The sequence below is a fragment of the Pseudomonas sp. GW822-FHT04H02 genome (assembly GCF_058800645.1).
Genome location: NZ_JBXAMM010000002.1, coordinates 420056 through 435166 on the forward strand (window position 1 = coordinate 420056; position 15111 = coordinate 435166).

A 15111-nucleotide genomic window follows, 5' to 3' on the forward strand; every position below is an offset into this window, starting at 1 on the left:
ATGAACGCGACGCCAGCTCCTGCTGATGATTTGATCGTTATCGGCAAAATCTACTCTGTTCATGGCGTTCGCGGCGAAGTGAAGGTCTTTTCCTTTACTGATCCGATTAAAAACCTGTTGGACTACAAAACCTGGACGCTCAAGCGCGAAGGTAGCGTGAAGCAGGTTGAGCTGGTCAGCGGACGCGGGAACGACAAGTTCCTGGTCGCAAAGCTCAAGGGTCTTGATGATCGCGAGGAAGCTCGTCTTCTGGCCGGTTACGAGATCTGCGTGCCGCGCAGCCTGTTCCCTGAACTGACCGACGGCGAGTACTACTGGTACCAGCTGCAAGGTCTCAAGGTTATCGACGGCCTCGGGCAACTGCTCGGGAAGATCGATCACATGCTGGAGACCGGCTCGAACGATGTAATGGTGGTCAAGCCTTGCGCTGGCAGCCTGGATGATCGCGAACGCCTGTTGCCCTATACCGAGCAATGCGTGTTGGCCGTCGACCTGGCCGCGGGCGAGATGAAGGTGGAATGGGATGCGGACTTCTAAGCGTGGCTAACTTGCGCGTAGAAGTGATCAGTTTGTTTCCCGAGATGTTCTCCGCCATCAGCGAGTACGGCATAACCAGCCGCGCGGTGAAACAGGGGCTGTTGCAGCTGACCTGTTGGAATCCGCGAGACTACACCACGGATCGACATCACACTGTGGACGATCGCCCGTTTGGCGGTGGTCCGGGCATGGTGATGAAGATCAAGCCCCTGGAAGATGCACTGGTTCAGGCCAGAAACGCAGCCGGGGAGGGCGCGAAGGTGATCTACCTGTCGCCCCAAGGCCGCCAACTGAATCAGTCGGCGGTGCGCGAGTTGGCGAATGAGGATGCATTGATCCTGATTGCTGGTCGTTATGAAGGCATTGACGAGCGTTTTATTGATGCTCATGTCGATGAAGAGTGGTCGATTGGCGACTATGTACTCTCCGGTGGCGAGCTGCCGGCGATGGTCCTGATTGATGCGGTTACGCGACTGCTGCCCGGAGCTTTAGGGCATGTGGATTCCGCGGAGGAAGATTCCTTCACGGACGGTCTGCTGGATTGCCCGCACTACACCCGACCGGAGGTGTATGCGGATCAGCGTGTTCCCGACGTGTTGCTAAGTGGCAACCACGCACACATCCGGCGTTGGCGTTTACAGCAGTCCCTTGGTCGGACCTATGAACGACGCGCCGATCTTCTGGAAAGCCGCTCGCTTTCTGGAGAAGAGAAGAAGCTGCTCGAGGAATATCTCCGCGAGCGGGACGATAGTTAACAACGTATCGATGGTAGATCCGACGATTTACCTTAGGAGCACAGCATGACCAACAAAATCATCCTTGCACTCGAAGCAGAGCAGATGACCAAAGAGATCCCAGCCTTTGCCCCGGGCGACACCATTGTCGTTCAGGTGAAAGTGAAGGAAGGTGATCGTTCCCGTCTGCAGGCGTTCGAAGGCGTAGTTATCGCCAAGCGCAACCGCGGTGTGAACAGCGCGTTCACCGTACGTAAAATCTCCAACGGCGTTGGCGTAGAGCGTACTTTCCAGACCTACAGCCCGCAGATCGACAGCATGGCTGTCAAGCGTCGCGGTGACGTGCGTAAAGCCAAGCTGTACTACCTGCGCGACCTGTCGGGTAAAGCAGCTCGCATCAAGGAAAAACTGGCTTAAGTCCAGCTTCCGATGCAGAAAAAAGCAGCCTACGGGCTGCTTTTTTGTTGCCTGTCATTTAATGCCCGGAGCGGTTCAGCAGGGCGCAGACCGTGTTGGCGATCCGTTCCAGCAGTACCTCGTCATAAGGCAGCCAGGGCAGGGCGGTCAATTTGCCGCTTTGCGCCGCCAGGGCCATCTCCACGGGTTCGCCATCGCGTGTCACGCGCCCGGTGGCCAGATGCACCGCATGGTCGCCGATGCGGACATGACGCCCCTCCATCGACAACACCCCCTGCTCGATAAGTGGGGCGAAAGCCCTGCCCAGCACGTGCTGGCGCATCAGAGCCATCTGGGTGAGGTTGTGCCCGGCCAGCAGGTTCAGGCGTTGCTCGCGCCTGGCGGCCGGCATTTGCGGCAGGGGCTGGCCGGTGGCGCTCTGTGCCAGCTCTTCGATGGCGAAACTGCTGACGCTCACCAGCAGGTCGATGGCCCGGCAGGCTTCTGAAAACACCTGCGGCGGCACATCCTGCAGCAGCATCGGCTGCCAGTGTTTATCGGCGCGCCGAGCGAAGCTTGCGCTGCCGGACAGGCAGTGCCCCTGCAGCCCCGGATAGAGTGCCGCGTCCACCGCAAAGCCCACCCGGATATCCCCCAGGTTCCGGCTCAGGCCGCTGTCCCTGTCGATCTTCCAGCCTTCGCGGCGGGCCAGGCCGATCAGGGGGCGGATGGACAAGCTGTATCCGGCGAATGCCTGGCAGGTGTGGCTTTCCAGCTCTTGCTGAGAGGGCAGGTAGTACTCGCGAAACACTTGGCGCAGCGGTTGTTTGATCCGGCGTTCGCTGATCAGGGCCTGCCAGGCGTGGCGCTCTGCGGCGTTGGCTGACAGCGGGTGCCATAGCGAAATCCTGCACCCGGCATCCAGGCTCAGCGGTTGGCCCCGGGAGTCTAGCGCTTGCGCATTGGCGTCCAGCAGGAAGCTGCGGCGTTGGCCATCTGTGCAATGGGCAACCCAAACCAGTGAGCGGGCAAAGGGCGAGCCCACGGCGGAGTCCGCCAGTTGCGCTCGCCAGTCGCTGAAAGACAACTCAAAGGCTTGCCACAGCCCGGATTCCAGGCAACTGGCCAGAAGCCCGTGCTGGGCCTTGCCGGGCGTGCTGGTGGGGGCCAGGCGCAGGGCGATCTCGGGGCGTTGGGCCAGGCCGCGTTCGGCAGGTTTGAGGTTGCGGGCGAGTTTTTTCTGGATGCTGGCATGGCGCACCAGGCCCAGGGCGCTGCGCAGTGCCTGCACGCTTTCCGGGGTTGGCACCTGCTCGATGCAATGCCCCAGGGCGATGGACAGGGACTGCGACGGCGCAGTCTTGGCCTGGGCCGGGGCGACGCAGGCCTTGGGCAGCAAAATGTCCATCAGTGGCGGCAGCCAGGAGGCATCGCGCAGCAGGGCGACCCGCGCGGCGCGGGCGATCACCGGAGTGTCATCGGTGGTAAAGGCGCCATCGGCCACATAGGGCGTGGCGCCGTTGTGGATGGCGTCCAGGCGCTGGGCTGCGGTACTGAGGATCTGCTGTGAGAATTCGACGTACGCCGCGTCATCCATCAGCACCCTGGCCGGATCGGCGCTCAGGTGATGATGGCCGGTCCAGTACTCGCTGCCGGCCAGGGCCTGCCGTGAGCGAGGCTCCAGTTGCCCAAGCAGTTCGAACTCCTGCCGGGCGTAGGGCGCATCGGCGTAGTGTTGTTCCACACAACGCCGCAGCGCCGTGCGGGTTTCTTCATCCACCCATTGCGCCAGCACGTACGCCTGGTGGTAGTACAGCGCCCACTGTGGGCCCGGTTCCGCAAGGATCCTGCGCAGTTCTTCGGCCAAGGCGGAGCTCGGTGTTCCGCTGAAACAGGCCAGTTGTTCCAGTGCCTCCTGCCAGTTCACGCAACTGCGCAGCGCCTCCAGCAGGGTGGTTTGATCGAGGGCCGGGCTCAGCTCCAGTTGCGTGGCCTGCTGCACGATCGCGGTCGCCAGTTGCTGCGCTGCCGGGTTGGCATGATCGCGCAGGGCTCGGCGGATGGCCGGCCACAGGCTGCCCAATTGAGCGGGCGTCAATGGGCTGATGTCGGGCGGCGGGCCGATGAAGTTCGGATGATCCACTCGGTCGGTGTTCAGGCGTTGTTGCAGGTGCGCGACGAGCGAAGGCGCGAGCGGGGCATCCATGGCGGCGGGTCTCCTTTTTCAGTGCGCGGATAATCGCATTTTTTATCGCCGGTTGTGGCCTCTGGCCCCTGGCGGGTTCTTTCGGCCCCTGCCGGGCGGCGATATACTCGCCGGCCCAATAAAGTGTGATCGCCCGATCCGTGCAGCCTGCACGGACGCCCAGGGTGCGTCGCATCCTCCCGGCAATCCTGGCCTGGTTCTATCCACAGGCAGGCCGCCCCGATTATTCCCATCAAGCCTTGGGTCGCTGCCCTGCAGCGCTCATGGGCGTTCCATGCCCGCAGCGTGCCCGTGCGCGGATCCATCCATTCAGGCAGTAGTCCGATGACCCTTCGTGAGCAAGAAATCCAGCGCCGTACCGAACTCTCGGTGACCCGCGTGACCAAGGCGGTATTCCCGTCCACCACCAATCATCACAACACCCTGTTCGGCGGCACTGCCCTGGCCTGGATGGACGAGGTTTCGTTTATCGCCGCGACCCGCTTCTGCCGGCTGCCGCTGGTGACGGTGTCCACCGACCGCATTGATTTCAACCATCCGATTGCCGCAGGTTCGATCGTCGAATTGGTGGGGCGAGTGGTGAAGGTGGGTAACACCAGCCTCAAGGTCGAAGTCGAGGTGTTTGTAGAGAGCATGAGCTGTGATGGTCGGGAAAAGGCCATCCATGGCTTGTTCAGCTTTGTCGCCATCGACGATGACAAGCGCCCGGTGCCGGTGCTTCCAGGGTTTGCGACGTAGGAGCCGGCGTGCCGGCGAATAAGCCATCGGGCCTCTTCGCTGGCAAACCAGTTCCTGCAAGGGGGAGCGTTACAGGGACTCGGGCTGGATCAGGGCCAGCAGCGTCCAGCCTGCCGCCGGCTTGAGGCTGCTGTCTGGGGTGACGACATGCACCCAGCCGCTACTGTCGCGGGCAAACAGCAGAGTGGCGCGTTCGCCGTGCAGGGCCTGGTAATCGTCCCAGCCAAAGGCTTCGGTCAGATTGGTGCTGTACAGCTCCGCGCCCTGGCCCAGCAGGCTGGCCAGCTTGGTGTAGGTCAAGGCCTCGCTGCCCAGCAACTGGCCGCGGTGTTCGTGGCTGGCCCGGTGCTTGTCGGTGCGCCGGCTTTCCTGGCTGTTGGCCAGGGCGAACAGGCGCTGGTGGCCGAAGTCGTGGCGAAAGCGCATGGCGGCCAGGGTGTTCAGCTCTCCTGAGGGCGAGAGTGCAAGCAAGTGGCCCAGGCCCACCAGGTCCAGATGGGCATCGGCGTGCTGCGAGGCCGGGTTGCCGAAATAGGTGGGCAGCCCTTCCATGCGCGCCGCGCGAATGTTTTCCCAGCTGGAGTCGGTCAACAGCACCCGGCTGCCCAGTTGCTGCAAGGCTTTGCCAAGGGTCCGTGCCGGGCCGTTGGCGCCGACGATGAGAAAGCCGCTGGGCGCCGGCTCGGCGACTTTCAACAGGCGCGCCAGGGGGCGAGCCGTGGCGCTTTGCAGGACCACGGTGCCGATGATCACGGCAAAGGTCAGTGGCACCAGCAGCAATGCCCCCTCATGACCGGCTTCATCCAGGCGGATGGCGAAGATCGCTGACACTGCTGCCGCAACAATCCCCCGTGGGGCAATCCACGCCAGCAAGGCGCGTTCACGCCAGTTGAGGCTGGAGCCGGCCGTGGACAGCAGCACGTTCAGTGGCCGGGCGATAAACTGGATCACCAGCAGCAGGATCAGCACCAGCGGGCCCAGGGCAATCAGCGCCTTGAGGTCCAGGCGTGCCGCCAGGAGGATGAACAGCCCGGAAATCAGCAGCACGCTGAGGTTTTCCTTGAAGTGCAGGATGTGCCGCACATCCACGCCCTTCATGTTGGCCATCCACATGCCCATCAGGGTCACCGCCAGCAGTCCGGATTCGTGCATCACCTGGTTGGAAGCGATGAAGATTCCCAGCACTGCCGCCAGGGTTGCCAGGTTGTGCAGGTATTCCGGCAGCCACTGGCGGCGCATGATGCTGCCCAGGACCCAGCCGCCGGCGATGCCGAACAGGCTGCCGCACAGAATCACCCCGCCAAAGGTCAGCAGGCTCTGGCTCAGACCGGCGCCCTCGGCGCTGGCGATGATGAAGCTGTAGACCACCACCGCCAGCAGGGCGCCGATAGGGTCGATGACGATGCCTTCCCAGCGCAGGATATTGGCGATCGAGGCCTTGGGCCGCACTACCCGCAGCATGGGCACGATCACCGTCGGTCCGGTGACCAGGGTCAGGGTGCCGAACAGCAGGGCCAGCATCCAGTCGAAGCCCAGCAGCCAGTGGGTGGCCAGGGTGATCACGGCCCAGGTGGACAGCGCGCCGATGGTCACCAGGCGGTGCACCACACTGCCGATCTCGCGCCACTCGGAGAGGTGCAGGGTCAGGCTGCCTTCGAACAGGATCAGCGCCACCGCCAGCGAAACCAGGGGCATCAGCAGCGGGCCGAACATCTCCTGCGGGTCGAGCCAGCCCAGTATCGGCCCGGCCAGAATGCCGCTGAGCAACAGAAAGAGAATGGCCGGCAGTTTCAGCCTCCAGGCCAGCCACTGGCAGCCCAGCGCGGCCACGCCGATGCCGCCGAAGGCCAGCAGAATCTGTTGTTCACTCATCAATGCACCCTGTTCCTGAAAATGGCTGGCTATGAAAGACTAGCGACCCTGCGCGCAGTTCACTATTTTTTTACGCCTGGCCTCTGGGCCGCGCCTTTCGAGTCTTTATGCCTGCCATCGACCACCCCCTGATCGACCGTTTTCTCGACGCCCTGTGGTTGGAGAAAGGCCTGTCCGACAACACGCGCGACGCCTATCGCAGTGACCTGGCGTTGTTCAACGGCTGGTTGCAGGAGCAAGGGCTGGAGTTGCCGCGGGCCGGGCGCGAGCTGATCCTCGATCACCTGGCCTGGCGCGTGGAGCAAGCCTACAAGCCCCGCTCGACAGCGCGATTCCTCTCGGGCGTGCGTGGTTTCTATCGCTATCTGCTGCGGGAAAAGCTGATTGAAATCGATCCCACCTTGCAGATCGACATGCCGCAACTGGGGCGTCCGTTGCCCAAGTCGCTGTCGGAGGCGGATGTGGAAGCGCTGCTGGCCGCGCCGGACCTGAGCGAGGCCATCGGCCAGCGCGACCGGGCCATGCTCGAAGTGCTCTATGCCTGTGGCCTGCGGGTTACCGAGTTGATCAGCCTGACCCTGGAGCAGGTCAACCTGCGCCAGGGCGTGCTGCGGGTCATGGGCAAGGGCAGCAAGGAGCGCCTGGTGCCCATGGGCGAGGAGGCGATTGTCTGGGTCGAGCGCTACATGCGTGATGCCCGTGCCGAGCTGCTGGGCGGGCGTCCCAGCGACGTGCTGTTCCCCAGCCTGCGTGGCGAGCAGATGACCCGCCAGACCTTCTGGCATCGGATCAAGCACCAGGCCAAGGTCGCCGGGATCGGCAAGGCGCTGTCGCCCCACACCTTGCGCCATGCCTTCGCTACCCATCTGCTCAATCACGGCGCCGACCTGCGAGTGGTGCAGATGCTGTTGGGCCATAGCGACCTGTCCACCACCCAGATCTATACCCATGTGGCCCGCGCCCGGCTGCAGGATCTGCACGCCAAGCACCATCCGCGCGGTTGATTTGCCTTCCGGGCCGCGCTTTGCGTCGCCCGTAGTCGGTGCCGGCAAACAGATGTGATAGGCTTTGCCGGTTTGCAAAACGGCTGTTTGCGAGCGGTTGCCATGGTGATCGCTGCGAGTGGCCCATTTGCCCGCCTTCAGGAGTTCCCATGCGCTTGACCCAGATTTTTGCCGCCGCCTCCCTGGCGCTGCTCAGCACTTTTGCCATGGCCGATGACAGTGCCGAGAAAGCCATCCGCAAGAGCCTCGAGACCCTGCAGCTCGAAACGCCTGTGGAAAGCATTACCGCCAGCCCCATGGGTGGCCTGTACGAAGTCAAGCTCAAGGGCAGCCGTGTGCTGTACGCCAGCGCCGACGGCCAGTTCGTGGTCCAGGGCTACCTGTTCCAGCTCAAGGACGGCAAGCCGGTCAACCTCACCGAAAAAACCGAGCGCCTGGGCATTTCCAAGTTGATCAACGGCATTCCGGTCGCGGAAACTGTGGTCTATCCAGCCATTGGCGAGACCAAGACCCACATCACCGTGTTCACCGACACCACCTGCCCGTACTGCCACAAGCTGCACGCCGAAGTGCCCGAGCTGAACAAGCTGGGTGTGGAAGTGCGCTACGTGGCGTTCCCGCGCCAGGGCCTGGGCTCGCCGGGTGACGAACAGCTGCAGGCGGTCTGGTGCTCGGCGGACAAGAAAGCCGCGATGGACAAGATGGTCGACGGCAAGGAAATCAAGGCCGCCAAGTGCGCCAACCCGGTGTCCAAGCAATTCGCCCTGGGCCAGTCGATCGGTGTCAACGGCACCCCGGCCATCGTTCTGGCCGATGGCCAGGTGATTCCCGGCTACCAGCCGGCACCGCAGATCGCCAAACTGGCCCTGGGTGCGAAATAATCCTGCATCGTCACGCTAGCCTTTGACGATCATGGCCCGCCGGCCAAGCCGGCGGGCCATTAATAGAGAGCCGCGCAGTTTGCGGCTGTATTCCACGGCCGGCCTAGAGTCGGCCGTTTTATGGGGAGTTCAGAGTGAATCCGGTCAAAGTAGGCATCTGTGGGCTGGGTACTGTCGGTGGCGGTACCCTAAACGTACTTCAGCGCAACGCCGAGGAGATTGCCCGCCGTGCCGGGCGTGGAATCGAAGTAGCGCAGATTGCTACCCGTACGCCAAAGCCGCAGTTCCAAACGACCGGTATTGCGATTACCAACGATGTCTTCGCCGTGGCCACCAACCCTGAAATCGATATCGTCATCGAGCTGGTGGGCGGCTACACCGTGGCCCGTGACCTGGTGCTCAAGGCCATCGAGAACGGCAAGCACGTGGTCACCGCGAACAAGGCGCTGATCGCCGTGCACGGCAACGAGATCTTCGCCAAGGCCCAGGAGAAGGGCGTGATCGTGGCCTTCGAAGCCGCCGTTGCCGGTGGCATCCCGGTGATCAAGGCGATCCGCGAAGGCCTCTCGGCCAACCGTATCAACTGGCTGGCGGGGATCATCAACGGCACCGGCAACTTCATCCTCTCGGAAATGCGCGAGAAGGGCCGCACCTTTGAAGACGTGCTGGCCGAAGCGCAGGCCCTGGGCTACGCCGAAGCCGATCCGACCTTCGACGTCGAAGGCATCGATGCCGCGCACAAGCTGACCATCCTGGCGTCCATCGCCTTTGGTATCCCGCTGCAGTTCGACAAGGCCTACACCGAAGGCATCACCAAGCTCACCACCGCCGACGTGAACTACGCCGAGGCCCTGGGCTACCGCATCAAGCACCTGGGTGTGGCGCGCCGCACCGAGGCCGGTATCGAGCTGCGGGTGCACCCGACCCTGATTCCGGCCGATCGCCTGATCGCCAACGTCAACGGTGTGATGAACGCGGTCATGGTCAATGGCGATGCCGCCGGTTCGACCCTGTTCTACGGCGCCGGCGCGGGCATGGAGCCGACCGCTTCCTCGGTGGTGGCCGACCTGGTGGACGTGGTTCGCGCCATGACCAGCGACCCGGAAAACCGCGTGCCGCACCTGGCGTTCCAGCCTGACTCGCTGTCGGATCATCCGATCCTGCCGATCGAGTCCTGCGAGAGCGCCTACTACCTGCGCATCCAGGCCAAGGATCACCCGGGCGTACTGGCCCAGGTGGCGAGCATTCTTTCCGAGCGCGGCATCAACATCGAATCGATCATGCAGAAGGAAGTGGAAGAGCAGGACGGCCTGGTGCCGATGATCCTGCTGACCCACCGTGTTCTGGAGCAGCACATCAACGATGCGATCACCGCCCTGGAGGCCCTGCAGGGCGTCGTTGGCCCGGTGGTGCGTATCCGCGTCGAACATTTGAATTAATGAAGCAGCCGCAAGTGGCAAGCGGCAAGCGCCAAGTCAGAAGCTGATCGGCTTTGACTTGAGGCTTGAAGCTTGCGGCTTGAGGCTCAAACCGAAGGTTTGTCCCCATGCGCTATATCAGTACTCGTGGCCAGGCACCGGCCCTGAATTTCGAAGATGTGCTGCTGGCAGGTCTGGCCAGCGACGGCGGTCTCTATGTGCCAGAGAATCTGCCGCGTTTCACTCAGGAAGAAATCGCTTCCTGGGCTGGCCTGCCGTATCACGAGCTGGCGTTCCGGGTCATGCGCCCGTTCGTCACCGGCAGCATTCCGGACGCCGATTTCAAGAAGATCCTTGAAGAAACCTACGGCGCTTTCTCCCACAACGCCATTGCGCCGCTGCGCCAGCTCAACGGCAACGAGTGGGTGCTGGAGCTGTTCCATGGCCCGACCCTGGCATTCAAGGACTTCGCCCTGCAACTGCTGGGTCGCCTGCTGGACTACGTGCTGGAGAAGCGCGGCGAGCGCGTGGTGATCATCGGTGCCACCTCCGGTGACACCGGCTCGGCGGCCATCGAAGGCTGCAAGCGTTGCGACAACGTCGACATCTTCATCCTGCATCCGCACAACCGTGTATCGGAAGTGCAGCGCCGGCAGATGACCACCATCCTCGGCGAGAACATCCACAACATCGCCATCGAAGGCAACTTCGACGACTGCCAGGAAATGGTCAAGGCCAGCTTCGCCGACCAGGGCTTCCTCAAGGGCACTCGCCTGGTGGCGGTGAACTCGATCAACTGGGCGCGGATCATGGCCCAGATCGTCTACTACTTCCACGCGGCCCTGCAGTTGGGCGGCCCGGCACGTTCCATCGCGTTCTCGGTGCCCACCGGCAACTTCGGCGACATCTTCGCCGGTTACCTGGCGCGCAACATGGGCCTGCCGATCAGCCAACTGATCGTCGCCACCAACCGCAACGACATCCTGCACCGCTTCATGAGCGGCAATCAGTACGTCAAGGAAACCCTGCACGCGACCCTGTCGCCGTCCATGGACATCATGGTCTCGTCGAACTTCGAGCGTCTGCTGTTCGACCTGCACGGTCGCAACGGCGCGGCCCTGGCGGCCTTGATGGACAGCTTCAAGCAGGGCGGCGGTTTCAGCGTCGAACAGGATCGCTGGACCGAAGCGCGCAAGCTGTTCGACTCCCTGGCGGTGAACGACGAGCAGACCTGCGAAACCATCGCCGAAGTCTTCGCCCAGACCGGCGAAGTGCTGGACCCGCACACCGCGATCGGGGTCAAGGCCGCCCGTGAATGCCGGCGCAGCCTGGATACACCCATGGTGGTCCTGGGCACCGCGCACCCGGTCAAGTTCCCGGATGCGGTGGAAAAGGCCGGTGTCGGCAAGGCTCTGGAGCTGCCGGCGCACCTGTCCGACCTGTTCCAGCGTGAAGAGCGCTGCACGGTCCTGGCCAACGACCTGAAAGCGGTGCAGGCTTTTGTCAGCCAGCACGGCAATCGTGGCAAGCCGCTCTGATTCATTGGCTTTGCCGACTAACAAGCCCGTCTTCTGACGGGCTTTGTTTTTTCTTGCCCCAGTGGCATGAGTGTGGCTCGCAAGACGCCGGGAGGCCCGGATGATTCGCCGTCGAACCTATCGGAAACTGCCCGTCCAGCGCTGGCTGTGCGGGCCTGTGCTGGTCTGTGCAATATTCGCTTGGGCGGCACCTGCCTACGCCGCTCAGAACCTGTCTTTCAAGTTGGTGCCGGCCTTCGTCGATCTCGACCCCTTGCCCCTGGCTCCCGCCGAGCAGCGATGGCTGAAAAGCCACCGGACCCTAAGGGTGGGGATTTCCATCGATGACTACCAGCCCATCGACATCACTCGCGACCGTAACCGTTACCAGGGCATCAGCGCCGATTACCTGAGCCTGGTGGGCGAGCGCCTGGGGACGTCCATGGAGGTCCTGGGCTTTTCCGAGCGCGAGCAGGCGGTGGAAGCGCTGCGCAACGGCACCATCGATGTGCTGACCAGTGCCAACGGCTATGAGCGCGGAGCGCCGGGGCTGCGTTTTACCAGTGACTACATGCCGGACCTGGCGGTGGTCGTGGTGCGTCGGGACGAGCCGCAGCCCAGTGACGACCTGGCGGGCAAGAAGGTGGTGCTGCTGGACGGCTACGCCAATGCCGCCCAGGTCCATGCGGCCTATCCCGACAGCCAGATCATGCTTTCACCGAACCTCTACAGCGGCCTGGAAGCGGTGAAGCAGGGGGATGCCGACGCCTTCATCGGCAACGAGGTGATCGTTCGCGCCTACAAGGCCCTGCGTCCCTACCTGGGGTTGCAGATCCACGTGGAAAGCCGCCTGCCGCCCACCGGCTTCGCCTTCGCCACCCGCGACAGCAATGTGCTGCTGGCGCAGTTGCTGGAAAAGGCCCTGCAAAGCATCGATGAATCCATACGCCGGGAAATCCAGGCACGCTGGACCACTGGCCTTGGGGCGAGCAACTTCGCCGAGCCGATCGAGCTCAGCGCCCAGGAACAGGCCTGGATCCTCCAGCACCAGCATGTGGTGGTGGCCTCCCAGCAATACCCGCCCCATGTGTTCAAGGACAAGGAAGGCCAGTGGACCGGCCTCAATATCGACCTGCTCAACCGTATCTCGCGCATGACCGGGCTGCATTTCGTGCAGAAGGAAAGCCAGACCACTGCCCAGACTCTGGAACTGCTGGAAAGCGGGCAGGCGCAGATGAACACCACCCTCACGGCCAGCGACGACCGGCGGCTGTTCCTGAACTTCTCCCATGCCTTCGGCGGCGCGGCGTGGGTGTTCGTGGTGCGTCCCGAGGACCGGCGCCTGAGCAGCCTGAAGCAGATGGCGGGGGAGGTGCTGGTGCTTCCGGCCCGGCACACCCTGGAGAGCTTTATCCGGCGCAACTACCCGGACATTCGCCTGCGCAGCGTTGCCAGCTATGAAGAGGCCCGGGCCCTGGTCAGCAATGGCGAGGCCATGGCGACTATCCAGAGCGAGGTGCAAGCCCTGGGGCCGGCCGAGACCGGGGTGATGGTAGGGCGCAGTGTCGAGGGCACCTGGTCGGCCGACGAGTTTTCCGTGCGCAAGGACCAGCCCGAGCTGCTGAGCATTCTCAACAAGGCACTGGAAGCCTTGCCGGTAGCGGAGCTCAGCGCTCTGCGCCTGAAATGGCTGGGGGCTACGCCAGTGCCGGTGCCTGCCTGGCAGCGCGTGCCGAACTGGGTGTATTGGGCGATTGCCACAGCACTGCTGTTCGGCCTGATTTCCCTGGCCTGGAACAGTCGCCTCAAGCGCCAGATCCAGCAGCGATTGCTGGCTGAACAGCGGCTCAATGATCAACTGGTGTTCAAGCGGGCCTTGCTCGACGGTATTCCCAACCCGATATTCGTGCGCGACCTGCAGGGGCGTTTGATGACCTGCAACAAGAGTTATGAACAGCAATTGGGCACCAGCCTGGCGCAGATACAGGGGCGGCAACTGACCGAACTGGACATCCTGCCGCCGGCCACCGCCCAGCAGTTGCATGGTGAGTTCATGCAGTTGCTGGCCTCCGGTGAGTCGGTGTTCGCCGACCGACAGGTGGAGTCCAGGGATGGCCCTATCGATGTCTATCAGTGGGCGGTGCCCTTCTACAGCGCAGAAGGGCAGTTGCAGGGCTTGCTGGGCGGCTGGATCGACATCACCGAGCGCAAGCGCCTGGAGAACCAACTGGTGGAGGCGCGCCAGGCGGCCGATCAGGCCAACGCGGCGAAGACGGCTTTCCTGTCCACCATGAGCCACGAGATCCGCACACCGATGACCGCCATCCTTGGCCTGCTGGAACTGGAGAAAGAGCAGGCGCGGCTGCGCGGCGTGCCCTTTTCCGAAGCCCTGCGGGTGGCTTACCAGTCTGCCCAGGAATTGATCGGCCTGATGGGCGATAGCCTGGACCTGGCCAAGATCGAAGCCGGGTATATGCACCTGGTGCCCCAGGTCACCGCCCTCAAGCCGTTTTTCGAGAGTATCCGGCAGTTGTTCGAGGTCACGGCGCGCAACCAGGGCGTGCAGTTGCAGCTGGTGTTCAGTGAGCGGGCCAAGGGCCGTTATCTGTTCGACCCGGCGCGCCTGCGCCAGGTAGTGCACAACCTGTTGAGCAACGCGCTGAAATTCACCGCCCAGGGCGAGGTGCGGATGACGGTGGAGTGCCAGCCTGACGAGTCCGGCCTTGAGTGCCTGCGCATCAGCGTTGCGGACACCGGCCGCGGTATCAGCGCCGAGCAGCAGGCCAAGCTGTTCACGCCTTTTGTCCAGGCCGATGCCATGACCTCGTCAGCCTACGGCGGCACCGGGCTGGGGTTGAGTATCTGCCGGCAACTGGTGGAACTGATGGGCGGGCGGATTCACCTGCTCAGCGAGCCCGGGGTCGGTACCGTGGTGTCGCTGGAGTTGTACCTGGAGCGGGTCAGTGACGATTTCGAGTCTGGGCCGGCGTCGACGCAGGAACGTCCGCCGAGCCGGAGCATGGAGGTGCTGGTGGTGGATGACTTGAGCGCCAACCGCATGGTCCTGTGCCAGCAACTGATGTTCCTCGGGCACCGGGTGGTGGCCTGTGACAATGCCCGGGAGGCGTTGCAGCAATGGCGTGGTGGCACCTTCGACGTGGTGATGACTGACTGCAACATGCCGGACATGAGCGGCTACGCCCTGGCCGAGGCGATACGCCAGGCCGAGGCACAGGAAGGGCGCGGGCGTTGTCCGGTGATCGGCTGCACCGCCAATGCCTTTGAAGACGAACGCGAGCGCTGCGAGGAGGCCGGAATGGATCAACTGCTGGTCAAGCCGGTAACCCTGGATCAGTTGGCCCAGGCCCTGGCGCGCTTCCTGCCGCCGCCATCCTTCAACATCCAGACCTTGCGCAGCATGACCCAGGCCGACGACCAGGTGCTGCAACGCATGCTGCACGAGTTGTTGCGCAACCTCGCCGAGGAGCAGCAGGCGCTGGAAGCGGCGCACCAGGACCGCGACCGGGAACGCCTAGGGGGTACCCTGCATCGGCTCAAGGGCGTGTGCTGCCTGATCGATGCCCTGCCCCTGGCCAGGGCCTGTATCGAGCTCGAGGGGCTGGTCAAGGGGCGGCAGGACGAGGCCATCGATCGTCATTGGCCATTGTTGCTGGAGGTCATCGCCAGCTTGCGCAGTGATATCCAGGCTGTCCTGGATGATTAAGACTTGTCCTATGTGTGTGTAGGAATTGTCTGATTAACCTGCCGGCTCGTTGTGGATACTTGCCACGCACGTCGTACCGGAGGT

11 protein-coding genes are annotated in these 15111 nt (G+C 63.2%); 9 read left to right on the forward strand and 2 right to left on the reverse strand.

The window, feature by feature from the left end:
- Genes rimM through rplS form a run of 3 tightly spaced genes read left to right on the forward strand, consistent with a single transcriptional unit; the run spans nt 1 to nt 1688 of the window.
- A complete protein-coding gene (gene rimM, locus AC1RMG_RS08605) occupies nt 1-537 on the forward strand; it encodes a ribosome maturation factor RimM (protein ID WP_493168944.1) in 537 nt (178 codons plus the stop codon).
- The gene (trmD, locus tag AC1RMG_RS08610; protein ID WP_019094770.1) at nt 519-1292 is read left to right on the forward strand and encodes a tRNA (guanosine(37)-N1)-methyltransferase TrmD; all 774 of its coding nucleotides are present in this window, start codon (nt 519-521) and stop codon (nt 1290-1292) included. Before rimM ends, trmD begins: the two co-directional genes overlap by 19 nt.
- 45 nt (nt 1293-1337) lie before the next feature.
- Nucleotides 1338-1688 carry a 50S ribosomal protein L19 gene (gene rplS / locus AC1RMG_RS08615; RefSeq protein WP_009047143.1) on the forward strand — a complete coding sequence of 117 codons (351 nt, stop codon included), beginning with the start codon at nt 1338-1340 and terminating at the stop codon, nt 1686-1688.
- Between the two features lie 58 nt (nt 1689-1746).
- Here the strand turns inward: rplS and AC1RMG_RS08620 are convergent, their stop codons facing one another.
- Nucleotides 1747-3873 carry a DUF4132 domain-containing protein gene (locus tag AC1RMG_RS08620; RefSeq protein WP_493168946.1) on the reverse strand — a complete coding sequence of 709 codons (2127 nt, stop codon included), beginning with the start codon at nt 3871-3873 and terminating at the stop codon, nt 1747-1749.
- Nucleotides 3874-4197: 324 nt separating this feature from the next.
- On the opposite strand from AC1RMG_RS08620, the gene AC1RMG_RS08625 reads away from it, so the two are divergent.
- Complete coding sequence (locus tag AC1RMG_RS08625) at nt 4198-4611, forward strand: acyl-CoA thioesterase (protein ID WP_019094772.1); 414 nt, start codon at nt 4198-4200, stop codon at nt 4609-4611.
- A 69-nt stretch (nt 4612-4680) separates the two neighbouring features.
- Here the strand turns inward: AC1RMG_RS08625 and AC1RMG_RS08630 are convergent, their stop codons facing one another.
- A complete protein-coding gene (locus AC1RMG_RS08630; protein WP_065364573.1) occupies nt 4681-6483 on the reverse strand; it encodes a cation:proton antiporter in 1803 nt (600 codons plus the stop codon).
- A 107-nt stretch (nt 6484-6590) separates the two neighbouring features.
- Here AC1RMG_RS08630 and xerD point away from each other — a divergent pair, with 107 nt between their 5' ends.
- The 5 genes from xerD (at nt 6591) to AC1RMG_RS08655 (ending at nt 15027) form a co-directional block, all read left to right on the forward strand.
- On the forward strand, nt 6591-7487 hold the full coding sequence (gene xerD, locus AC1RMG_RS08635) for a site-specific tyrosine recombinase XerD (RefSeq protein WP_011059449.1): 897 nt from the start codon (nt 6591-6593) through the stop codon (nt 7485-7487).
- A gap of 149 nt (nt 7488-7636) precedes the next feature.
- A complete protein-coding gene (locus AC1RMG_RS08640; protein ID WP_011059450.1) occupies nt 7637-8368 on the forward strand; it encodes a thioredoxin fold domain-containing protein in 732 nt (243 codons plus the stop codon).
- A 134-nt stretch (nt 8369-8502) separates the two neighbouring features.
- A complete protein-coding gene (locus AC1RMG_RS08645; RefSeq protein ID WP_011059451.1) occupies nt 8503-9807 on the forward strand; it encodes a homoserine dehydrogenase in 1305 nt (434 codons plus the stop codon).
- A 107-nt stretch (nt 9808-9914) separates the two neighbouring features.
- Nucleotides 9915-11324, forward strand: a complete 1410-nt coding sequence (gene thrC / locus AC1RMG_RS08650) for a threonine synthase (protein WP_011059452.1) — start codon at nt 9915-9917, stop codon at nt 11322-11324.
- Between the two features lie 100 nt (nt 11325-11424).
- Nucleotides 11425-15027 carry an ATP-binding protein gene (locus AC1RMG_RS08655; RefSeq protein WP_493168948.1) on the forward strand — a complete coding sequence of 1201 codons (3603 nt, stop codon included), beginning with the start codon at nt 11425-11427 and terminating at the stop codon, nt 15025-15027.
- Nucleotides 15028-15111 lie beyond the last annotated feature (84 nt).